Raw genomic sequence first — 22953 nt, 5'->3', positions numbered from 1 at the left:
CTCAGGGCAGCGCCCTGAGCCCTCGGAGAGCTTTTCAATATCAATATCTGCAATTTTCAAGGTTCTTCTGAGCCTATTTTTTATGACTTATTTTTTCATAGATTACTTGACACTACCCTATGAAACAATCGTCAAGGCGCATGAGGGCGACCCGGACGCAATCGACACCGTTCTTTCCCACTACGCCGGATATATCCGCTATTTTTCCAAAGTACACGATCAGGTCAACGCCGAGGTTGAGGAATATGTGAAGCAACAGCTAATTGCCGCACTATTCAAGTTTCGCTTTGACCGATAATCTGAAAAACTGAATAAAGAAAGCCCAAGCTGCCGTTGCAGGAACACCCATTCCCACAACGGCAGTTTTTCATTTCCACGGTCTGCGCCGGAAGTTCATACCGGACTGTTTTATCAGCGGGGATTTCTTGAACAGCTTCTTCAAAAGGCTTCGTTCCTCTTGTGAGAGCCGCTTATATTTGAGCCGGAACGCCTTGCAGAATATCTCCGTGAATTGCTGAACCCTGTCCCCCCGGCGATTGCATGGCTTTTTGTACTTCCCGTATCAGTTCATCGGCGGGCGTGGTATCCGGCGCACTTTCGCTGTCATTTTCGTGCGCCTTGCGTATGTCGTGGAGAATGACGTCCCAAGTTTTGTGCGTCACATGGCAAAAGAAATCTTCTTCCTCTACCTGACAGGCTTCCAATACTTTGATTGCCCGGTCCGCCGTAGCTTCGGGATGTTCTTCCAGTATCATAGCCCGTAAAGCAGCCAGTGAGCTGTTTGTGTCATGGAAGTGCATGGTTGCTATCCCATCCACATAGATTTCTGCGTCTGCCAGCAGTTCCTTGAATTTTTCATGGGAGATAATCTCACACAGCAGCCTGTTGTTGAAGCGTTCACTTTTCAGCAGTTCCACGACTTCATCACTCAAATGTAGTTCTTCTATCGGCGTGTTTTCATATTTCCGATTGTTGGTAAGGCCGAGCAGATAGTCAACGGACACCTGATAGAAATCTGCCAGCTTCAACAGGTTGCCGTGATTGATTTCCTTGTATTCGTCGTTGTCGTTTTCATAGCTGCCGAGGGCTGATTTTGAAATGCCGGTTTTTTGCGCCAATTCTTCCAGATTTAAGCCCCGTTCTACCCGTAAATCTTTCAGGCGTTCCTGTACGGAAATGCGGGTTTTCATAGATACATCGCTCCTTCCTGCGGCTGGCTGCCGCCGTCAATCCCATTATACCATACCCGTTCCGCAATCGTGGAAATTTTCGATTTCGGGGCGGTTTTCCTACTTTGTGGATATACGAGAGAAGGCTCAAAAATGTGCCATAATGGGCTTAGTTCATCGATGGATTATTCCAATCGAATGACCGGCCTGTATGGGATATGCTCCCCGGCGATGTAGCGCAACGACTTGCGGCAGGGAAATGGAGGAACCCTGACCGCAACGAGCGTACCAAAGGGAGCGAAACGCCGTTGTGAGAGCCAGGGGCAGGAACGACATCAGGGAGAACCGGCGAAAATGAACACCGAATTGATACCGAAACACAACAATCCGATAGGGCATAGTCTACCCTATCCGTAATACTACGGGGGATTTCCGGGCGGTTCTATGGCCGCTTTTTCCCTGAAAATCGCCCCGAAACACGACACTAAAATCTGCTATCCGTCTATTGCGGCTGTTACGGCTGAAATGGGCGGATTTTTGTTTAAAGGAGACACCATGCCGAGAATGCCGAAAAAGAGGAAGCTGGAACTGTCCTTCTTCCTCAATGAACGGGGGCGGGTAACGTACAACGACCTTTGCCGGAAATGCCAGCGCACTTGCAAGCAGAGTTTCCGGGCGGTCGTTGTGGACTGCCCCCATTATCTTTCCAAACGCTCAAAACGAAAAGTAAAGGAGGACACCGATTGAATGGAAGTTGAATTTATGACCGCAGACACCACCCTGCCGCCCTGTATGCCGCTGCCAAGAGCCATGCTGCGGCTCCCGATCAGCAGCACCGCCAAGGTCATGTACGCCCGGATGTTGGATATTGTTTTCGTATCCGGCATAGAGGACGCCAACGGGATTTTATTTATCCATTTCCCCATCGTGGAACTGGCGACAGCACTTGCCCGCAGCACCATGACCGTGAAGCGTTCCCTGAATGAATTGGAGGACGCCGGACTGATACTGCGAGTGCGTCAGGACTTCGGGGAACCCAACAAGATATATGTACTCATTCCGAAGAAGGAGGACAGACGCTTATGAATGAAAAGCTGGAAGCACTCAATCAGGAAATAGAGAAAACGGAAAAGAAGCTGCGGAGAGCGCAGCATGAAGAAAAGATATTGGAACACCAGATAAAGACACTGACACGGAAGGAACGGACACACTGGCTTTGCACCAGAGCCGCCATGCTGGAAAGCTACCTTCCCCACCCGGAAGCCATCACGGATGAACAGGTCAGTTTGTTCTTGAAGCTGTTGTTCCACAAAGACAGCACCCGGCAGCTTATGGAAAAAGTGTTTGCCGGAAACAGAACAGAGAAGGAGGGCGCAGAATGAAGATGAATTTTTCAAAGGACGAGTTGGCTATGGTCTATCAGTACGCCGCCGGTACGAAGGAGGACACCCTTGCGGGGATGAAAGAAATCGTGCCGGTTATCCGTGACCGGCAGACAAGAGGGATTGTGGAGAGTACCATCCGAAAGCTGGACGCCATCCCGGAGCCGGAGTGCCGCCGCTTTATCGCTGATACGAAGCAGCGGTTTATCCAAAAGCGGGACAATTCCATCCGGCGCAGGCTTGCCGAAGCCAAGGCACAGGCGAGGACAGAAAAGCCACATCCCAAGAGAAAAGAGCCAGACCGGGAACGGTCATAATCGCTTCCAGAGCCGCAGCCCGTGGACTGCCCCTCTGAAAGAGGGCGCAACTATACACCACCTGAAGGTAGTGTGTTGCGCCCTGCCGGGGGCTTCCTGCGGAAAGCGGATGATTGCCCGCAGCGCTCCGGCTCCTGCCAATCATCACAGGGGAAGCTACTCTTCCCCTGCGCTGGCTGCCGCCAGCTACCCTTTTGTGGACTTGCCGCCCGGAAACACCTTGCGCTGCAAGCTGTTTCCGTTCAGCAAGTTTACAATTCATCTATTCCCATAAGTGCCTAGTCATAGTATAATAGAGCCAGTAGTAAATCATAATTTAGCGGAGGTGATACAATGCTTGAAAATATACCATCTCAATCAACTATGATTGAATTACTCGGACAATCTTTATTTGAAGTTTGGCAGGCGTTATGTTCGGCTATTGATGAAAAATACGATATGGAACGACTATGGAATACTGGCGGTAAGAATTGGACTTACGAGTATAAATATCGCAGAGGTGGAAAAACACTTTGTTGCCTATATGCAAAAAGTAATTGTATTGGTTTCATGATTATTTTTGGGAAGGATGAAAGAGCAAAATTTGAAGATATAAGAGATACCCTCTCTGATGGCGTTTGCAGGCAATATGATGAAGCAAAAACCTATCATGATGGGAAATGGGTAATGTTTGAACCGACCAATGCGGATGAATTTGATGATTACATGAAATTGCTGGCCATCAAAAGAAAACCAAATCGAAAATAGCACCTCTCATCATCATCGGGCCACCCTGACCCGAACTTTCAAAACTGAATACCAGCCGCCCACCGGCGGCACCACCGAGCAGGAAATCATGGAACGGTTTCCTGCTTTTTCTATGCCCGGACGCCGGGAGAAAGGAGGCCACAATCCGTCATGCCACCATGCCCGCACTTTGACCTGAAAATCGTCCAGCGCAGCAAGCGCCAGTCTGCTGTCGCTGCCGCCGCCTACCAGAGCGGGGAACGGCTGTTTTCCGAATACGACCAGAAACAGAAATACTATTCCCATAAAAGCGAAATCGTCCACACCGAAATCATGCTGCCGCCCCACGCCCCGCCGGAGTACACAGACCGCAATACCTTGTGGAACGCCGCCGAAGCCATAGAAAAACAATGGAACTCCCAGCTTGCCCGGAGACTGGTGCTTGCCATACCGAGGGATATTCCCCCGGCGCAGCAAGCCGACCTTATCCGGGACTACTGCCGGGAGTTTTTTGTTTCCAAAGGCATGATTGCCGACTTTGCCATCCATGACAAGGGGGACGGCAACCCCCACGCCCATATCCTCTTTACCATGCGGGGGATGGACGAACAGGGCAGGTGGCTCCCCAAGAGCCGGAAGGTGTACGACCTTGACGAGAACGGCGAGCGTATCCGGCTCCCGTCCGGGAACTGGAAAAGCCACAAGGAGGACACCGTGGACTGGAACGACCAGAAGTACGGGGAGATATGGCGGCAGGCGTGGCAGGACACGGCGAACCGCTATCTGGAAGCCATCGGCAGCCCGGAACGGCTGAACCTGAAATCCTATGAGCGTCAGGGGATAGATAAAATTCCCACCGTCCACATGGGGCCAGCGGTCAGCTATCTGGAACGGAAAGGCATACAGACCAACATCGGCAACCTGAACCGGGACATCAAAGCCGCCAATTCACTCATGCAGTCTATCCGGCAGATGGTACGCAGCTTAAAGGGCTGGCTGTCCGGCCTGAAAGAGAAAAAGGCGGCGCTGCTGGAAGCACTGGAACAGGCCAAGGAGCCGACCATCCCCGCACTGCTTTCCCGGTATCTGGATATGCGGAGCGAGGAACGCACCGGCTGGACTTCCAGGGGGAAGCTGAAAGGCACTGTTGGCGATTTCAACAAGGTCATGGAAGCCCTTGACTTCCTGCGGCAGAAAGAGATTTCCACCGTGGAGAGCCTTGACGCCTATCTGGATAAGGTCAGCGGGGAGATACTTTCCGCCAAGACCGACATCCGAAAATCGGAACGCCGGATAAAGGCCATCGACACCACCCTTTCCCATAGCGCCAACCACGGAGCCTACAAGGAGATTTACAAGAAATACGCTTCCATCGGCTGGAAAAGCCGGAAAGAGAAGTTTGCCGCCGAACACCGGGAGGAACTGGACGCCTACCTTGCCGCAAAGCGTTTCTTCAAAGCCCATCAGGAGGAACAGCCCTTTGATACGAAAGAATTGAATAAGGAACGGGCGCAACTTTCCGGGGAACTGTTTGAAAAGAATGAGGGCTTGCAGGCGGTTCAGGAGGACATGAAGCTGCTGCGGGATGTGCGCTACTGGATAAACCATGTGCTGCCGCCCGACCAGCGCCGGGTTGTGCCGGAGCCGGGAAAGAAGCCGTCCATCAACGAACAATTAAGCTGGAAGATTGAGGGCGTAAAACAGCGGGAAGAACAGAAACGCCAGCAGCCCCACCGCCAGCAAAAATAGGATATGGAACTTTAACCCATCAGGCGATTGCCATTTTCCCCGTGAGAATGACAGGCGCTTTTCTTGTATCAGGAGGATTTGCCTATTGAACGTATTTGAAGCCGTGAAGCAGTCTGTTACCACCCGGCAGGCCGCCGAGCATTACGGCGTCCGGGTGGGAAGAAACGGGATGTGCGTCTGCCCTTTCCATGACGATAAAAACCCCAGCATGAAGGTTGACCGGCGCTTCCACTGTTTCGGCTGTCAGGCAGACGGGGATGTGATTGACTTTGTTTCCCGTCTGGAAAATGTCAGCCCCAAAGAAGCCGCCCTCATGCTGGCGCAGGACTTCTCCGTCCCCTATGAGGACAGGGAGCCGCCAAGCAGGAGCCACAGCCCGAAGCCAAGACAAAGACAGGAAAGCCCGGAACAGCAATTCAAGCGCATGGAGCGGTATTGCTTCCGGGTTCTGTCCGACTATCACAATCTGCTGCGCCGCTGGAAGCGGGACTATGCCCCCAAGACGCCGGACGAGGAATGGCACCCGCTTTTCGTGGAAGCCTTGCAGAAACAATCCCATGTGGAATATCTGCTGGATGTGCTGCTGTTCTCCGACATAGGGGAACGGGCTGCCCTGATTGCCAGCTACGGAAAGGAAGTGAGGAACCTTGAGCGGAGAATGGCAGACTTTGCCGCCCGAACTGCGGCAGGCCGTAGAACAGACCATACAAGAAGCCCCGCCACCCCGGAGCGTTGAGGAAGTCAAGGCCATGCTGGAAAGCACCGAGAAAGGCGGCGTCCGCAACAGTATTCACAACTGCCTGACCGTGTTCCAGCACGACCCCGAACTTTCCGGGGCGGTGGCGAAAAATCTCCTGACCGAGCGCATTGACCTTCTAAAGCCCATCGGCAGGAAACGTAGAACCGGCAGCAAGGCCATGACCGATACGGACATGAAATATATCCGGCTGTATCTGGAAAAGACCTACGGCCTGACAAGCGAAAAAAAGATAGCGGACGCCGCCGACCTTGCGGCAGACGCCAACAGCTACCACCCCATCCGGGACTACCTAAGCGGCCTTGTCTGGGACGGGAAAGAGCGTATCCGCTGCTGCCTGCGGCACTTTCTGGGAGCCGACACGGACAATTACAACTTCCAATCGCTGCGGCTGTTCCTGCTGGGAGCCATCCACCGGGCGTTCTGCCCCGGCTGTAAATTTGAGGTCATGCTTTGTCTGGTGGGCGGTCAGGGAGCCGGGAAGTCCACCTTCTTCCGGCTGCTGGCGGTAAAAGACGAGTGGTTTTCCGATGATTTGCGGAAGCTGGACGATGATAACGTGTACCGCAAGCTACAAGGCCACTGGATTATTGAAATGTCGGAGATGATTGCCACCGCCAACGCCAAGAGCATAGAGGAAATCAAGTCATTTTTAAGCCGCCAGAAGGAGGTCTATAAAATCCCCTACGAAACCCACCCGGAGGACAGGCTGCGCCAATGCGTGTTCGGCGGGACTTCCAACGCCCTGGACTTCCTGCCCCTTGACCGTTCCGGGAACCGGCGCTTCCTGCCGGTCATGGTCTACCCCGAACGGGCCGAGGTACACATTTTGGACGATGAAGCCGCTTCCAGAGCCTATCTGGAACAGGTATGGGCGGAAGCCATGACAACCTACAAAAGCGGCGATTTTAAGCTGTCTTTTACCCCCGAAATGATACAGTACCTCAAAGAACACCAGCGGGATTTCATGCCGGAGGACACCAAGGCCGGGATGATACAGGCGTACCTTGACCGCTACACCGGCAGCGCCGTATGCTCCAAGCAGCTTTTCAAGGAAGCCCTGAACCACCCCTTTGACGAGCCGAAACAATGGGAAATCCGGGAAGTCAACGACATTATGAACCACGGTATCACGGGATGGAAGTATTTCTCCAATCCCCGGATATTTGAAGGATACGGCAGGCAAAAGGGGTGGGAACGGGAAACCCCGGCAACGGGCGCTGACAACGGGCGTGAAAAAACGCCGGACGGATTTGTGGAAGTCACAGAGCAGATGGAGCTTCCCTTCTGAAAAATCCGGGGAAATGACAGCCGGTTGCCGACCCCGTTGCTATCCCGTTGCCGGGCCGGTTGCCGGGAAAAAGCCCGTAACTGCGGGCTTTTCTCCCCTATGACAACCAAAGCAACAGAAAAATAAAAGAAAAAGTAATAAATAACCAAACCGCCAGACAGAGATTGCTTTTGAGGTTTTTTGAAGCCCGTTGCCGGACTTCGTTGCCGACCTTCTCCTGTCTGGCTTATTTCATGTATGGAGGTAAATGCCTATGAAAGAAGTCCCTATTTGGGAGAAGAGTAATTTAAGTCTGGAAGAAGCTGCGGCTTATTCTGGAATTGGTATCAATAAACTGCGTGACCTGACAAACGACCAGAATTGCCGGTTTGTCTTATGGGTAGGAAATAAACGCTTGATTAAACGCCGCCTGTTCGACCAGTACATTGAACAGGCTTATTCTATCTGAAATTTGTGATGTAAAAGGCGGCCTTGATATGATACAATAAATGTGTCATATCAAGGCTCTTTCCATCACGGAAAGGAGTTTGACAATGTCTGAGAAACGCAAAGACCATAAAGGAAGAATCCTGCGGACAGGAGAGAGCCAGAGAAAAGACCTGATTTATCAGTACCGCTATACAGACATCCAAGGCAAACGGCAGACCATCTATTCCTCTGATTTGAAGGAATTGCGGGAAAAGGAAAAAGAAATCCAGAAGCAGCTTGACGAAGGGATTGACTATGCTGCTGGAAAGGCAACCGTGATTGCCCTTGTGGAACGCTATATCACCTTGAAACAGGGTGTGCGCTACAATACCAAAGTCGGTTACAATTTTGTTCTGAACCTGATTAAAAAAGAAGCTTTTGGCTACCGGCAGATAAGGGATATTAAGGTATCAGACGCGCAACAGTGGATTATGAAGCTCCACAGCGACGGGAAAGGGTACAGCACTATTACCAGCGTCAGAGGCGTTGTGAAACCCGCTTTTCAGATGGCTTATAACGAGGATATTATCCGCCGCAATCCTTTTGACTTCAAATTAGTGGACGTGGTTCCCAATGACTCACAGAAGCGGATTGCCATGTCGGAGGAACAGCAGGAGATTTGGATGGGCTTTATCCGGGAGGATAAAACCTACACCAAGTATTATGATGAATTTCTCGTGCTGCTGGGAACGGGTATGCGTGTCAGTGAGTTTTGCGGCCTTACAAAAAGTGATTTGGATTTTGAAAACCGGCGAATCCGGGTAGACCACCAGCTTGTCCGGGAACGGGGCGGAAAGTATTACGTCGAGAAAACCAAGACGGAGTGCGGCTGCCGCTTTATTCCCATGACAGAGGAAGTCTATCAAAGTCTGAACAATATCCTTAAACGCCGCAGGAAGATAAAGACGGAAATCATTGTAGACGGGTACAGCGGCTTTCTGCTGCTGGATAAGGACGACAAGCCCAAGGTGGCGTTGCATATCGAAAATGAAATGCGCTGGGCGATGAAAAAGTATAAAAAGCTGTACCCCGACAAGCCGCTGCCGCATATCACGCCCCATGTGTTCCGCCATACTTTCTGTACCAATATGGCAAACGCCGGTATGGATATAAAGACCTTGCAGTATGTGATGGGACACTCTGATGTGGGAGTGACGCTGAATGTCTACACTCACGCCAGCTATGACCGGGCAGCGGAGCAGATGGCGAAAATCATAGATTTCAAGGGAACTGTCACGCCGGAAAAGCAGAGAAAATCAGGTTGAAAATGCACCAAGTTACTACACCACTTACTACACCATTTGCCCGTGAATTTGCGTAGATTTACAAAGAATTGTGTGAGTTTAGGGCAAAACACAAAAATCGAAAAAAGCGCCGGAAAACCCGTAATATCAAGGTTTGAAGGCTTATGAAGGGATATAAGAGATATGATAAAAATACTATTCGTCTGCCACGGCAATATCTGCCGCTCCCCCATGGCGGAGTTCGTCTTCCGGGACATGGTACAGAAACAAGGGCTGGGCGACCGGTTCCACGTCGCTTCAGCGGCCACCAGCCGGGAGGAGATCGGCAATCCGGTCCATCCGGGGACGACCCGGAAGCTGCAGGAGCTTGGCATCAGCACCAAAGGGAAGTACGCCGTGCAGATGACAAAGAAAGACTATGAGAACTACGATTATCTGATCGGAATGGAGAGCCGGAACATCCGGAATATGAACCGGATCATCGGTTCGGACCCGGACCATAAGGTACACCGGCTCCTGGATTTCTCGGACAGGCCAAGGGACATCGCGGACCCCTGGTACACCGGGAATTTTGACGTGACTTACAATGACATAAAGGAGGGCTGCGAGGCGCTCCTGTGGCATATCCTGGAGAAAGACAGGGAGAGACTGTAAAAGAGGTCTCTCCCTCTTTCGCACAGGGGAAAAATATGCTATAATATATCGGCTTTACAGAGATACGACGGAATTTACCTGGATAATAAAGAGGATTTTACAGAGAAAAGGAGAGAAGACGTGCTTACGATCAATCAGTATGTGAAGGCGTCCAGCCTGGAGGAGGCCTATGAGCTGAACCAGAAGAGGAGCAATGTGGTCCTGGGAGGCATGCTCTGGCTGAAGATGCAGAAGAGAAACGTGGGGACAGCCATTGACCTGTCCGGCCTGGGGCTGGACAACATCGAGGAGACGGAGAGCGAGCTCCGTATCGGAGCTATGGTGACGCTGCGCCAGATGGAGCTCCACCAGGCGCTGAATGACCTGACTGACGGGGCGGCCCGGGAGAGTGTGCGCCACATTGTGGGCGTCCAGTTCCGGAACATGGCCACTGTGGGAGGCAGCGTGTTCGGGAGATACGGGTTTTCTGACGTGCTGACCTTCCTTATGGCGGCAGGAGCGGAAGTGGAGCTCTACAAGAGAGGGCGGCTGTCTGTGGAAGAGTTTGCGTACCTTCCCTATGACAATGACATCCTGACTTACGTGATCGTGCCCAAAAAGCCCATGCGGGCAGCCTATCTCTCCCAGAGGAACACAAAGACAGATTTTCCGGTCCTGGCCTGCTGCGCAGCGCAGACAGAGGAGGAAGTCCGCTGCGTCATCGGCGCAAGGCCCATGAAGGCGGTCTGTCTCAGGGACGAGAGAGGCATCCTGGCAGGCGGTATCACCAAGGAGAGCGCGGAGGCCTTTGGTGCCTTTGTGTCAGAGACTGTGGAGACAGGAAGCAATCTGCGGGGAAGCGCCCAGTACCGGAAGATCATTGCAGGGGTACTGGCAAAGCGGGCTCTTCTTCAGATCGCGCAGATGGATGAAAGTGAACAGGAGGGGAGAAAATGATGCAGATACAGATGCTTTTAAATGAAAAGAAAGTAACCGCGGATATTGCCCCGGACATGCTCCTCATTGATTTCCTGCGGAGCCAGGGGTGCTACAGCGTGAAGCGGGGCTGTGAGACATCCAACTGCGGCCTGTGCACGGTGTTTGTAGATGATAAGCCGGTCCTGTCCTGCAGCCTTCTGGCGGCCAGGGCGGACGGACACAGGGTGACCACGCTGGAAGGGCTCCAGGAGGAAGCGGAGGGCTTTGGCGCCTTCATCGCGGATGAGGGGGCGGAGCAGTGCGGCTTCTGCAACCCGGGACTGATGATGAACGGCATTGCCATGTTCCGGGAAAATCAGGACCCGACGGATGAGGAGATAAAGGAATACCTGGCAGGAAACCTGTGCCGCTGTTCCGGATATGAGGGACAGCTGCGGGGGATACGGGTCTACATCAATTATAAGAAAAGCCAGGCGAAGGGAGGGGAAGCCTAATGCCGGATCAGATACCAGGAAGCAGCTACAGATATGTGAACCGCTCTGTGAGGAAGAAGGACGCCATGGCCCTTGTGACAGGGAAGCCGGTGTACATGGATGACATTACGCCCTCAGACTGTCTGGTGGTGAAGGTGCTCCACAGCCCTCACGCCCATGCCCTCGTGCAGGATATCAACACGGACATCGCCATGAAGGTGCCCGGCATCGAGGCCATTTACACCTATAAAGATGTGCCGGACAAGCGCTTTACCATGGCCGGCCAGACCTACCCCGAGGCCAGCCCCTACGACAGGCTGATCCTGGACCGGAGACTGAGGTTTGTGGGAGATGCCGTGGCCATTGTGGCGGGAGAAAATGAGAAGGCTGTGGACAAGGCCCTGAAGCTCATCAAGGTGAAATATGAAGTGCTGGAGCCGGTGCTGGATATGCACACGGCAAAGGATAACAAGATCCTTGTGCATCCGGAGGAGAACTGGCAGGCGCTCTGCCCTGTGGGAGCGGACAACAAGAGAAATCTGTGCGCCTCTGCAAAGGACAGCAAGGGGGATGTGGACGCGGTCATGGAGGACTGCGACATTGTGCTGGAGCACACCTACCACACAAAGCCGGACAGCCAGGCCATGATGGAGACCTTCCGGACCTACACCTGCATGGACCCCTACGGGCGGCTGCACATCATCAGCTCCACCCAGATCGTCTTCCACGTCCGCAGGATCGTGGCCAATGCCCTGGATATCCCCAAGTCAAAGGTGCGGGTGACCAAGCCCCGCATCGGCGGCGGATTTGGGGCGAAGCAGTCCTGCGTGACAGAAGTCTTTCCGGCCTTTGTCACATGGAAGACAGGAAAGGCTGCCAAGCTGGTCTACAGCAGGCAGGAGAGCCAGACAGCCGGCTCGCCCCGCCATGAGATGGAGGTCAGGGCGAAGGTGGGCGCCATGAAGGACGGCACCATCCGGGCCCTGGACGTGTACACCCTGTCCAACACGGGAGCCTACGGGGAGCACGGACCCACAACGGTAGGGCTGAGCGGACACAAGTCCATTCCCCTTTACAACGGCAATATGGAAGCCTACCGGTTCAACTATGATGTGGTGTATACCAATGTACAGGCGGCCGGAGCCTACAGGGGCTACGGAGCCACACAGGGTATCTTTGCGGTGGAGAGTCTTGTCAGCGAGCTGGCGGACAGGCTCCACATGGATCCGGTGGCCATCCGGGAGAAAAATATGGTCCGCCAGGGGCAGACAGCCATGGCCTACTACAATGAGAAGATGACAGCCTGCGCGCTGGACCGCTGCATGGCAAGGGCCAAGGAGATGTTCCGCTGGGACGAGAAGCCCCTGGCAAAAGACATGGGAAATGGAAAGATACGGGCCAAGGGCGTGGCTATGGCCATGCAGGGGTCCGGCATTTCCGGTGTGGACGTGGGATCGGCCACACTGAAGTTAAATGATGAGGGCTTCTACATCCTCTCTATCGGAGCGGCGGACATGGGAACCGGGTGCGACACCACCCTGGCCCAGGTGGCGGCAGAGTGCCTGGAGTGCGACCTGGACAATATCATTGTCTACGGGGCGGACACGGACTCCTCACCCTACGACTCCGGTTCCTACGCATCCAGCACCATGTATGTGACCGGAAAGGCCGTGGAGAAGGCGGCCGCGGAGCTGAAGGACCACATCTGCGCCATTGCCGCCGGCATGCTGGAGTGCGGGAAGGATGAGGTGGAGTTTGCCGCTGACCGGGTGCGCAGAGCCGACGGGACAAGGGAGGTGCTCCTTAAAGATATTGCCACCAGATCCATGTGCGGAAACCGGGAGCCGGTGCAGGTCACAGTGACCCACTCCTCCCCCACATCCCCGCCGCCCCTCATGGTGGGCATGGCAGAGCTGGAGGTGGACAGGGAGACAGGAGCTGTGGAGCTTCTGGACTACGTGGCCGTGGTGGACTGCGGCACGCCCATGAACCCCAACCTGACAAGGATACAGACCGAGGGCGGCCTGGCCCAGGGCATCGGCATGGCCCTCTACGAGGACATCACCTACAGCAAGAAGGGAAGGATATTGCAGGATTCCTTTATGCAGTACAAGATTCCCAGCCGTCTGGATATCGGAAGGCTGCGGGTGGAGTTTGAGAGCAGCTACGAGGAGACCGGTCCCTTTGGAGCCAAGTCCATCGGAGAGGTCGTTATCAACACTCCCTCGCCGGCTATCGCCCACGCCATCTTCAATGCCACCGGCGTATGGCACAGAGAGCTTCCCATCACGCCGGAGAAGGTGCTCATGGGAATGATGGAAAAGAAGGCCTAGCGTCTTATAGAAGGATAACAGAGAACAGAAAAACAGCCCCTGGCGCTTGGAAGCCCGGAGCTGTTTTTCCGTTTTAAAGGATTCTATTGTATGAAAAAAAGGTTTATTTGCTCTCCGGCTGTTCCTGGCAGTTCAGCCGGAAAGCGTGCGTACCTGGGACGCCTATCGTTAAAAAAATATCTATCTGACTGTGTCTGTATCATAACACGCAGGGGCAGAATAGTAAAGATAAATAAAATACAAAGATTTGAGAAAAAACAGAGAAATTTTGTGAAAAATATAACAAACAGATGAGCGGGGAGGAGTCGGTGGGCGGGCTGCGGACATGGCGGTTGACTTGTGACAGGCCAGAAGGTAAAATAGTACAAAGATTGGGTAGGATTGTGAGGCGCTGAGCGTCCGGTGGACGTTCGTTTGGCGCCGACCGAAGCGGCGGCGGAGACAGCGTGGCACGGAACGATCCGTAGGTATCGTAGTTGAGGTTTTTGCCTCAACATCATACAAAGAATAAATCAGGAAAAAGGACAAGCAAATGAAATTACGAAGAATGGCAGCAGTCTGGGCGGCAAAGGCGGCGCAGGCGGCGAGTGTACACATTTTCCACAGGCAGGGCGTGACCTGGGCAGGAAAGATCGCCCTCCGCATCTGCCCGGATATACTGAGAGAGCTGGCCTCCCAGGTGCGGGGAGACATCTTTATCGTCTGCGGCACAAACGGCAAGACGACCACCAATAACATGCTCTGCGCGGCTTTGGAGGCGGAGGGGAAAAAGGTGGTCTGCAACCACACCGGCTCCAACATGCTGAATGGCGTGGCGGCGGCCTTTGTGCTGGCGGCCGGGTGGTCCGGCAGGCTGGACGCGGACTGCGCCTGCATTGAGATAGACGAGGCGTCCACAAGGAGAGTCTTTCCTTATTTCAAGCCGGACTACATGGTACTGACCAATCTGTTCCGTGACCAGCTGGACCGGTACGGTGAGATCGACATCACCATGAACATTTTAAAGGAAGTGATGCAGAGCGCCCCGGACATGAAGGTCATCGTGAACGGGGATGACGCCCTGAGCGCCTTCCTTGCCATGGATGCGGGAAATCCGTACATCACCTACGGGATCAATGAGAAGGTGACGGACGACAGCGGAGTCCATGAGATCCGTGAGGGACGATTCTGCAAGAAGTGCGGCGCGCCGCTGCGCTATGAGTTTTATCACTACAGCCAGCTGGGAGTCTATGAATGTACAGAATGTGATTTCAGGAGACCGGATATCCAGTATAACGCTTCCGATATTGAAGTGGGGGACCATCTGGCCTTCACAGTGGAGGGCAGAAGGATCACTGCTGATTACCGGGGATTTTACAATGTCTACAACATCCTGGCGGCCTACACGGCAGCCCGCGCGTCGGGGCTGGAGCTGCCTCATTTCAACGACATGCTGGCGGCCTTCAACCCGGAGAACGGAAGGATGGAGCGGTTCCGGGTGAAGGAGACGGACATCACCCTGAACCTGGCAAAGAACCCGGCGGGATTTAACCAGAATATTTCCGCGGTCATGCAGGATGAGACGCTGAAGGATGTCATCATTGTCATCAACGACAACGCCCAGGACGGCATAGACGTGTCCTGGCTTTGGGACGTGGATTTTGACAGGTTTAAGGAGGCCAACGTGAACTCTGTCACGGTCAGCGGCATCCGGTGCCAGGACATGCGGCTGCGGCTCAAGTATGTGGATATCCCCTCCATGCTGGAGGCGGATGTGGAGAAGGCTGTCTGCGAACGGGTGGAGAACGGCTGCGGCAACCTGTATGTGCTTGTGAACTATACGGCTCTTTTCAGTACCAGGAATGTGCTGAAAAGGCTTGAGGAAGAGAAGTAAGGAGGGACGGCATGGAGAACAGGGAGACAAATAAGACCAGGAAGATAACCATCGGACACCTCTATCCGGACCTTCTCAACCTGTACGGGGACAGAGGAAACATCGCCTGTCTGATGCAGCGCTGCATCTGGAGAGGGATCGGGGCGGAGACCGTGGAGTTTGAGCTGAACGATGAGATTGATTTCTCAAAGCTGGATATCGTACTCCTTGGAGGCGGCTCTGACAGGGAGCAGATGATCGTCTGCCGGAAGCTGAAGGACATACGGCAGGCTTTTAAGGATTATGTGGAGGACAACGGGGTGGTCATCGCCGTGTGCGGCGGCTACCAGCTCCTCGGGAAATATTACCGCACCGAGGAGGGCATGATAGAGGGCCTGGACCTGGTGGACCTGTACACGGAGCAGGGGGAGGGCAGGCTCATCGGAAATATTGTTCTCAGGAGCGACCTCTTTGAGACCCCTGTGGTGGGCTTTGAAAACCATGGGGGCCGGACATTTATCGGCGGGAACAGTCCCTTCGGGAAGGTGCTCCACGGATATGGGAACGAGGAGAACAGCGGCTGTGAGGGCGTGGTCTACAAAAACGTTATCGGCACCTATCTGCATGGCCCTCTCCTTCCGAAAAATCCCCAGGTATGCGACTGGCTCATTGCCAGGGCCCTGGAGAGAAAATACGGCTCCGGGGAGCTGGAGCCCCTGGACGACAGTCAGGAGCTGGAGGCAAACAGGTATATTTATGAGCGTTTTGTGAAATAAATACAGGCGTCAGGAGCTTTCCGCTACGGGTGTTCCTGCGCCTGCTTTTCGTCTCTGAGCTTTAGCAGCTCCAGGTAGTCGAGAGCGCTTTCCTTGGACTTCAAAGTGAGCTGGGAGTACAGCCGGAGAAATTTTTCGTCTATGATGCGCTCGTGCTGTGACAGTGAGACCGGGGTCAGTGTCTCTTCCCCATCGATGAGATAGTCCACAGAGACGCCGAAGATATCGGCCATGCTCGCCAGCTTCTCGTGGGAGGGCTGACGGCTTTTGGTCTCGTAGCCTGCGATGGTGGCGCGTGAGAGGTTCATACGCCGGCCAAGCTCCTTCTGGGTCATGTTGTGTTCCGCACGCAGTGTTTTCAGTCTCTGTGCAAATGACATGACTATCTCCTCCTTTGTAGTGATACCATATTTTACCAGTTTGTCCGTGGGGACGGTCGGAAGGTGTCGATACTCAACAAAATGTTGCGGAAAAGGAGGCGGGCGGGCGCGGGGGATATGTCGTTGACACTGTCCCCAAAACCACCTATAATTTAGAAAAGGGAAAAAGTCTCCCGGCAGGGAGACAGTATGAGAGGACGATATATATGTTGATCGCAAAAAATAATGAAGCTGAAAGAAGTAAACTCTGGAGGATCGTCATCACGGTCAGCTCTGTGCTGATCGTAGTTATCGCAGGATTCTTCCTTGTCCGCATGTTCACTTCCAATCCTCTGGAGGGGGACTGGGTGAGCGAGGGCAGCGAGCTTGCACTGGATATAGAGGACAACGACAGGATGACCGTCAGTCTGCCTGATGTGGTGGAAGAGCAGACCGTTCAGGTGGAGCTCCAGTACAGCCTGGACAGAGACGGAAAGACCATCACCTTTACGGAAATCCCAGGCGCGCTGGCCGGCCAGGCAGAGAGCTCGGGAGGCCAGTACACGGAAGAGAACCTGCGAAGCGCGCTCACCAATCTGACCACGACCTTTTCCTACAGCGTGGATCAGGGACAGCTGACCCTGACAGAGCGGGAGTACGGTGAGCAGATGGTGTTTGAACGGCAGTAGGCAGCGAGGATGCTGACAGATACAGGGCCCCTCTTTGACGGTCCGGCCCCGCGCCGGAGGCGAAGGAGAGGGGCCCTGTCCGCCTTGATGCAGAAAGTGGGTATATGATTTAAAAAGCTTTATTTTTGGAAAAGGAGAGCGGCTATGACAAGAAATGAGACAAAAAAGGTCAGGATAGGGGACGTGTGGATCGGAGGGGGCCATCCTGTCGCCATCCAGTCCATGACCAACACGAGGACCGAGGATGTGGACGCTACAGTAGACCAGATCCTGCGGCTGGAGAAGGCGGGGTGCGAGATCATCCGCTGCGCCGTGCCCACCCAGGAGGCTGCGCTGGCGCTGGGTGAGATTAAAAAGAGGATACATATTCCCCTTGTGGCGGACATCCATTTTGATCACAGGCTGGCTATTGCGGCTATAGAGAGCGGGGCAGATAAGATCCGCATCAATCCGGGCAATATAGGGTCAGAGGACCGGGTGCGCAAGGTGGTGGAGAAGGCGAAGGAGAGGAGCATCCCCATCCGTGTGGGCGTCAACAGCGGCTCCCTGGAGAAGGACCTGGTAGAAAAGTACGGCGGTGTCACGGCTGAGGGCATTGTGGAGAGTGCCCTGGACAAGGTGCATATGATAGAGAAGCAGGGGTATGATAACCTGGTAGTCAGCATCAAGTCCTCGGATGTGCTGATGTGCGTGAAGGCCCACGAGCTGATTGCAAAAGAGTGCCCTTATCCGCTCCATGTGGGAATCACCGAGTCAGGCACGCTCATGTCCGGCAATATCAAGTCCTCCATCGGTCTTGCCCTTATCTTAAGCCAGGGCATCGGGGACACCATCCGGGTCTCCCTGACAGGGGACCCTGTGGAGGAGATCAGGAGCGCGAAGCTGATACTCAGGACGCTGGGTCTCAGGAAGGGAGGCATCGAGGTTGTATCCTGCCCCACCTGTGGAAGGACGAAGATCGATCTGATCGGCCTTGCCAACAGGGTGGAGCAGATGGTGGCGGATATCCCCCTTGACATCAAGGTGGCTGTCATGGGCTGTGTGGTCAACGGCCCCGGGGAAGCCAGGGAGGCTGATATCGGCATCGCCGGAGGCATTGGAGAGGGCCTGCTCATCAAAAAGGGAGAGGTCGTTAAGAAGGTAAAAGAAGAGGAACTTCTGGACACACTGAGATGGGAGCTTGAGCACTGGAATGAGTAAACTGTTTTTTGAAGTGTTTCCGACTTTAAAGGTAAAAGAAGAGATGAAGCAGCTCCTTGCGGAGGTGGAGGTGACGAAGGTCGCCTCCAACTCCGCAAGGGACTTTATACGTGTACATATATTCAGCCGGCATCTGATAAAAAAGCGCCGCATCTATGAGCTGGAGAGGATGATCAAGGAGCAGCTCTTCGGCAGGGCACCTGTACGCATAGAGGTCAGAGAGGATTATCAGCTTTCCGCCCAGTACACGCCGGAAAATCTGATGCGGGAGTACTATGACAGCCTCCTCCTGGAGGCGGAGCAGAAAAGCGTGGTGGAGAGGAACATGCTCCAGACCTCGCACTATACCTTTGAGGAGGGGAATATCCTGTGCCTGACCCTCCAGGATACCGTGGTGGCCCAGGGGAAAAAGGATTCGGTAGTGCAGCTTCTGACCTCTGTCTTCAACGAACGGTTCCATGTGCCTGTGGAGGTGCGGGTTGTCTACGAAAAGCCCAGGGAGAGCAGCCTGAAGTACAATGACCTGAAGCTCCGCCAGGAGGTGGATGCCATTGTGGAGAAAAACCACGTGCTCCGGAAGGAGAGGCTTCTGCGCGAGAAGGCAGCGGAGGAGGAGAAGGAGGGGGCTCCCTCCGGGACAGGTGCTGACGCCGGCGCCGATGCCCCGAAAAAGAAAGGGGATGGACAGCGGGGGGATGGCGCACAGAAGGGCGGCGCAAGGGACAGCTTCAGGAGCGGCGCAAAGGGAGGCTTCCGGAAGAGAGAATTTTCCTCCTACCGCAGATCCGATGATCCAAATGTCATCTACGGGCGTGATTTTGACGATGCGGCTATCGAGCTGAGGGAAGTGGTCAGCGAGATGGGCGAGATCACGATCCGGGGCAAGGTCATCAGCTTTGACACGAGAGAAATACGGAATGAAAAGACCATTATCATGTATGCGGTGACGGATTTCACGGACACCATCATGGTCAAGATGTTCGTCCGCAACGATCAGCTGGCGGATATGCTCCAGGATATCAGGATGGGGGCGTTCCTGAAGATAAAGGGCGTCACCACCATCGACAAATTTGACGGAGAACTGACTATCGGCTCTGTCACAGGCATCCGGAAAATCCCGGACTTTACGGTCACAAGGAAGGACACGGAGCCGGAGAAGAGGGTGGAGCTCCACTGCCACACAAAGATGAGCGACATGGACGGGGTCTCCGAGGTGAAGGACATTGTGAAGCGGGCCCACGACTGGGGGCACAAGGCTATCGCCATCACCGACCACGGCGTGGTACAGGCATTTACGGATGCCAACCACTACATAGAGACCCTGGACAAGGACGATCCCTTTAAGGTCATTTACGGGGTGGAGGCCTATCTGGTGGACGACCTGTCCGATGTGGCCATCAATGAAAAGGGCCAGGACCTGCAGGGTACCTTTATCGTCTTCGACCTGGAGACAACGGGCTTCAGCCCTATCAAGGATAAGATCATTGAGATCGGGGCTGTGAAGGTGGAGAAGGGGAAGATCACAGAGAAGTTCAGCACCTTTGTGAACCCGCAGATTCCCATTCCTTTTAAAATAACCCAGCTCACCAGCATCACGGACGCCATGGTCATGGACGCTCCGCCCATCGAGGAGGTGCTGCCCCGGTTCCTGGAATTTGTGGGGGACGGCGTGCTGGTGGCCCACAACGCGTCCTTTGACGTCAGCTTCATCGAGCAGAACTGCCGCTATCAGGATATCCAGCCGGATTTTACTTCTGTGGACACGGTGGCCATGGCCAGGGTCCTTCTGCCCACCCTGTCCAGGTTCAAACTGAATATTGTGGCGAAGTCGCTGAATATCTCCCTGGAAAACCACCACCGGGCAGTGGATGACGCGGGGGCAACGGCGGAAATTTTTGAGAAATTCGTGGAGATGCTGGAGGAGCGGGACATCCGCACCTTGAAGGAGCTGAACCGGTTCGGCGTGAAGAACAATGCGGACGCAGTCCGGAAGATGCCCTCCTACCATGCCATTATCCTGGCCAGGAACGACATTGGAAGGACGAATCTCTACACCCTGATATCCAAGTCACACCTGGATTACTTCGCGCGGCATCCCCGGATCCCCAAGAGTGAATTTTCCAAGTACAGGGAGGGACTGATACTGGGGAGCGCCTGCGAGGCGGGAGAACTCTACCAGGCTATCCTGGACGACAAGTCAGAGGAGCGGATCGCCCGCATCGTAGATTATTACGATTATCTGGAAATCCAGCCTCTGGGGAACAATGCGTTCATGATAGACAGCGACAGAGTGTCCAGGGTCCGTTCGGAGGAGGACCTGAAAGAGATCAACAGACAGATCATCCGGCTGGGAGAGAAATTCAACAAGCCTGTTGTGGCCACCTGCGACGTCCATTTCCTGGACCCGGAGGATGAGGTCTACCGCCGGATCATCATGGCCGGCAAGGGCTTCACGGATGCGGACAACCAGGCGCCCCTCTACCTGAGGTCAACAGACGAGATGCTGGAGGAATTCGGGTATCTGGGCTCTGCCAAGGCAAAAGAGGTGGTCATCGACAACCCAAATATGATCGCGGACTGGGTGGAGAAGATATCCCCAGTCCGGCCGGACAAATGTCCCCCTGTGATCCCCAACTCAGACCAGATGCTCAGGGATATCTGCTACAACAAGGCTCATGAGATGTACGGCGAGGACCTGCCGGAGGTGGTGGTGGAGCGGCTGGAGAGGGAGCTGAACTCCATTATCTCCAACGGCTTTGCCGTGATGTACATCATTGCCCAGAAGCTGGTCTGGAAGTCAGTGGAGGATGGCTATCTGGTCGGGTCCCGGGGGTCGGTCGGCTCCTCCTTTGTAGCCACCATGGCGGGGATCACGGAGGTCAATCCCTTAAGTCCCCACTACTACTGCCCCAAGTGCCATTACAGTGATTTCACATCGGATGAGGTGCGCAAATACGCCGGCGGCTGCGGGATGGACATGCCGGACAAGAGCTGTCCGGTGTGCGGTGAGCCTCTGGTAAAGGACGGGTTTGATATTCCCTTTGAGACATTCCTGGGATTTAAGGGGAACAAGGAGCCGGATATTGACCTGAACTTCTCCGGGGACTACCAGAGCAATGCCCACAAATATACAGAGGTCATCTTTGGAGACGGGCAGACGTACCGCGCGGGCACCATCGGGACTCTGGCGGACAAGACCGCCTTTGGATTTGTGAAAAACTATTTTGAGGAGAGGGGGCAGAGAAAGCGTACCTGTGAGATCGACAGGATCGTACAGGGCTGTACCGGTATCCGAAGGAGCACCGGCCAGCACCCGGGAGGTATCATCGTCCTGCCCCTGGGGGAGGACATCAACTCCTTTACCCCGGTGCAGCACCCGGCCAATGATATGAATACGGACATCGTGACCACCCACTTCGATTACCATTCCATTGACCATAACCTGCTGAAACTGGATATCCTGGGACATGATGACCCCACCATGATAAAGACGCTGGAGGAGTATATCAGCTCCCCGGCCATGGATAACGAATACAACGAGACGGACCACCGTTTTGACGCCACAAAGATCCCTCTGGATGACCAGGGTGTTATGAGTCTTTTCCAGGGCACGGAGGTTCTGGGCATCAAGCCCTCCGACATCGGAGGATGTCCGGTGGGATGTCTGGGCATTCCGGAGTTTGGTACAGATTTCGTTATCCAGATGGTGGTGGATACAAAGCCAAAGACTCTCTCTGACCTGATCCGCATCTCCGGTCTGTCTCACGGGACGGACGTGTGGCTGAACAATGCCCAGGACCTGATCCTGAGCGGGCAGGCGACTATTTCCACGGCAATCTGTACCCGCGACGACATTATGACGTACCTTATCAATAAAGGGATGGACAGCGAGGAGTCGTTTACCATTATGGAGCGTGTCCGGAAGGGCGCCGTGGCAAAGGGAAAGTGCAAGGAGTGGCCGGATTTCAAGAAGGATATGACAGAGCACGGAGTGCCGGACTGGTACATCGGCTCCTGCGAGAAGATCAAGTACATGTTCCCCAAGGCCCATGCGGCTGCCTATGTTATGATGGCCTACAGGATCGCCTACTGCAAGATAAATTATCCGCTGGCCTACTACGCAGCCTATTTTGGTATCCGCGCGGACGCCTTTTCCTATGAGCTCATGTGTCAGGGCAAAGAGCAGCTGAACTTCTATATCAAGGACTATGAGAGGAGGAAGGACTCCCTGAGCAAGAAGGAGCAGGATACGCTGAAGGACATGCGCATCGTGCAGGAGATGTATGCCCGGGGATTTGAATTTGTCCCCATAGACATCTACAAGGCAAAGGCATCCCGTTTCCAGATCGTGGACGGAAAGCTGATGCCGCCTCTCTCCAGTATCGAGGGAATGGGGGACAAGGCTGCCGAGGCTGTGGAGGCTGCCTCCGAGCAGGGCCCCTATCTGAGTCGGGATGATTTCCGCCAGAGGACCAAAGTCAGCAAGACGGTCATAGACCTGATGAATGACCTGGGCCTTTTCGGGGACCTGCCGGAGAGCAACCAGCTCTCCCTGTTTGATGCGTGGTAGAGTAGATGAAGAGGCGGTGACCCCGG

General features: G+C 54.3%; 20 protein-coding genes and 2 pseudogenes. 20 read left to right on the top strand and 2 right to left on the bottom strand.

Annotated elements, in window-relative coordinates; genetic code table 11:
• Positions 1 to 82 precede the first annotated feature (82 nt).
• The gene (locus B5E62_RS13785; RefSeq protein ID WP_087175114.1) at positions 83 to 298 is read left to right on the top strand and encodes a helix-turn-helix domain-containing protein; all 216 of its coding nucleotides are present in this window, start codon (positions 83 to 85) and stop codon (positions 296 to 298) included.
• Between the two features lie 69 nt (positions 299 to 367).
• Here B5E62_RS13785 and B5E62_RS13780 read toward each other — a convergent pair.
• Positions 368 to 1190 (bottom strand): annotated as a pseudogene (locus B5E62_RS13780) (helix-turn-helix domain-containing protein).
• Positions 1191 to 1724: 534 nt separating this feature from the next.
• Between B5E62_RS13780 and B5E62_RS17145 the strand changes: the two are divergent.
• From B5E62_RS17145 to B5E62_RS13690, 16 genes and pseudogenes are all read left to right on the top strand, one after another.
• Positions 1725 to 1916, top strand: a complete 192-nt coding sequence (locus B5E62_RS17145; protein ID WP_206414324.1) for a hypothetical protein — start codon at positions 1725 to 1727, stop codon at positions 1914 to 1916.
• Positions 1917 to 2255, top strand: a complete 339-nt coding sequence (locus tag B5E62_RS13765; RefSeq protein WP_087175109.1) for a DeoR family transcriptional regulator — start codon at positions 1917 to 1919, stop codon at positions 2253 to 2255.
• The gene (locus B5E62_RS13760; protein WP_087175108.1) at positions 2252 to 2551 is read left to right on the top strand and encodes a DUF3847 domain-containing protein; all 300 of its coding nucleotides are present in this window, start codon (positions 2252 to 2254) and stop codon (positions 2549 to 2551) included. Before B5E62_RS13765 ends, B5E62_RS13760 begins: the two co-directional genes overlap by 4 nt.
• A gap of 2 nt (positions 2552 to 2553) precedes the next feature.
• Positions 2554 to 2817 (top strand): annotated as a pseudogene (locus B5E62_RS13755) (transposon-transfer assisting family protein); the annotation flags it as partial.
• Positions 2818 to 3201: 384 nt separating this feature from the next.
• On the top strand, positions 3202 to 3615 hold the full coding sequence (locus tag B5E62_RS13745) for a DUF3788 domain-containing protein (RefSeq protein ID WP_087175105.1): 414 nt from the start codon (positions 3202 to 3204) through the stop codon (positions 3613 to 3615).
• A 150-nt stretch (positions 3616 to 3765) separates the two neighbouring features.
• Positions 3766 to 5343 (top strand): MobQ family relaxase, encoded by a 1578-nt coding sequence (gene mobQ / locus B5E62_RS13740; protein WP_087175104.1) that lies wholly within the window; start codon positions 3766 to 3768, stop codon positions 5341 to 5343.
• 85 nt (positions 5344 to 5428) lie between these two features.
• Entirely contained in the window at positions 5429 to 6079 is a 651-nt protein-coding gene (locus tag B5E62_RS13735) for a CHC2 zinc finger domain-containing protein (protein WP_087175103.1), read from the top strand.
• A 13-nt stretch (positions 6080 to 6092) separates the two neighbouring features.
• Positions 6093 to 7391: a virulence-associated E family protein gene (locus B5E62_RS13730; RefSeq protein WP_087175102.1), complete on the top strand. Its 1299-nt coding sequence runs from the start codon at positions 6093 to 6095 to the stop codon at positions 7389 to 7391.
• 253 nt (positions 7392 to 7644) lie between these two features.
• The gene (locus B5E62_RS13725) at positions 7645 to 7839 is read left to right on the top strand and encodes an excisionase (protein ID WP_087175101.1); all 195 of its coding nucleotides are present in this window, start codon (positions 7645 to 7647) and stop codon (positions 7837 to 7839) included.
• Between the two features lie 85 nt (positions 7840 to 7924).
• Positions 7925 to 9124 carry a site-specific integrase gene (locus B5E62_RS13720; protein ID WP_087175100.1) on the top strand — a complete coding sequence of 400 codons (1200 nt, stop codon included), beginning with the start codon at positions 7925 to 7927 and terminating at the stop codon, positions 9122 to 9124.
• Positions 9125 to 9286: 162 nt separating this feature from the next.
• On the top strand, positions 9287 to 9757 hold the full coding sequence (locus tag B5E62_RS13715) for a low molecular weight protein-tyrosine-phosphatase (RefSeq protein ID WP_087175099.1): 471 nt from the start codon (positions 9287 to 9289) through the stop codon (positions 9755 to 9757).
• A 120-nt stretch (positions 9758 to 9877) separates the two neighbouring features.
• Positions 9878 to 10693 carry an FAD binding domain-containing protein gene (locus B5E62_RS13710; protein ID WP_087175098.1) on the top strand — a complete coding sequence of 272 codons (816 nt, stop codon included), beginning with the start codon at positions 9878 to 9880 and terminating at the stop codon, positions 10691 to 10693.
• Complete coding sequence (locus tag B5E62_RS13705; RefSeq protein ID WP_087175113.1) at positions 10693 to 11169, top strand: (2Fe-2S)-binding protein; 477 nt, start codon at positions 10693 to 10695, stop codon at positions 11167 to 11169. The genes B5E62_RS13710 and B5E62_RS13705 overlap by 1 nt, the downstream gene beginning before the upstream one ends.
• Positions 11169 to 13481 carry a xanthine dehydrogenase family protein molybdopterin-binding subunit gene (locus B5E62_RS13700; protein ID WP_087175097.1) on the top strand — a complete coding sequence of 771 codons (2313 nt, stop codon included), beginning with the start codon at positions 11169 to 11171 and terminating at the stop codon, positions 13479 to 13481. Before B5E62_RS13705 ends, B5E62_RS13700 begins: the two co-directional genes overlap by 1 nt.
• Positions 13482 to 14013: 532 nt before the next feature.
• Positions 14014 to 15354, top strand: a complete 1341-nt coding sequence (locus tag B5E62_RS13695; protein WP_087175096.1) for a MurT ligase domain-containing protein — start codon at positions 14014 to 14016, stop codon at positions 15352 to 15354.
• Positions 15355 to 15365: 11 nt separating this feature from the next.
• Complete coding sequence (locus B5E62_RS13690; RefSeq protein ID WP_087175095.1) at positions 15366 to 16109, top strand: type 1 glutamine amidotransferase; 744 nt, start codon at positions 15366 to 15368, stop codon at positions 16107 to 16109.
• 23 nt (positions 16110 to 16132) lie between these two features.
• Here B5E62_RS13690 and B5E62_RS13685 read toward each other — a convergent pair whose 3' ends face one another.
• Positions 16133 to 16489, bottom strand: a complete 357-nt coding sequence (locus tag B5E62_RS13685; protein ID WP_087175094.1) for a helix-turn-helix domain-containing protein — start codon at positions 16487 to 16489, stop codon at positions 16133 to 16135.
• 206 nt (positions 16490 to 16695) lie between these two features.
• Between B5E62_RS13685 and B5E62_RS13680 the strand changes: the two genes are divergently transcribed.
• From B5E62_RS13680 to B5E62_RS13670, 3 genes are all read left to right on the top strand, one after another.
• The gene (locus tag B5E62_RS13680) at positions 16696 to 17157 is read left to right on the top strand and encodes a hypothetical protein (RefSeq protein ID WP_087175093.1); all 462 of its coding nucleotides are present in this window, start codon (positions 16696 to 16698) and stop codon (positions 17155 to 17157) included.
• A gap of 144 nt (positions 17158 to 17301) precedes the next feature.
• Positions 17302 to 18357 carry a flavodoxin-dependent (E)-4-hydroxy-3-methylbut-2-enyl-diphosphate synthase gene (gene ispG, locus B5E62_RS13675; protein ID WP_087175092.1) on the top strand — a complete coding sequence of 352 codons (1056 nt, stop codon included), beginning with the start codon at positions 17302 to 17304 and terminating at the stop codon, positions 18355 to 18357.
• Positions 18350 to 22927 carry a PolC-type DNA polymerase III gene (locus B5E62_RS13670; protein WP_087175091.1) on the top strand — a complete coding sequence of 1526 codons (4578 nt, stop codon included), beginning with the start codon at positions 18350 to 18352 and terminating at the stop codon, positions 22925 to 22927. Before ispG ends, B5E62_RS13670 begins: the two co-directional genes overlap by 8 nt.
• Positions 22928 to 22953: the final 26 nt, after the last annotated feature.

Origin of the sequence: Lachnoclostridium sp. An118 (assembly GCF_002160985.1) — a bacterium.
In the GTDB taxonomy this organism is placed as follows: domain Bacteria; phylum Bacillota; class Clostridia; order Lachnospirales; family Lachnospiraceae; genus Claveliimonas; species Claveliimonas stercoravium.
Note: the sequence above shows the minus strand (reverse complement) of the source record. Positions and strands in the feature narration are given on the sequence as shown.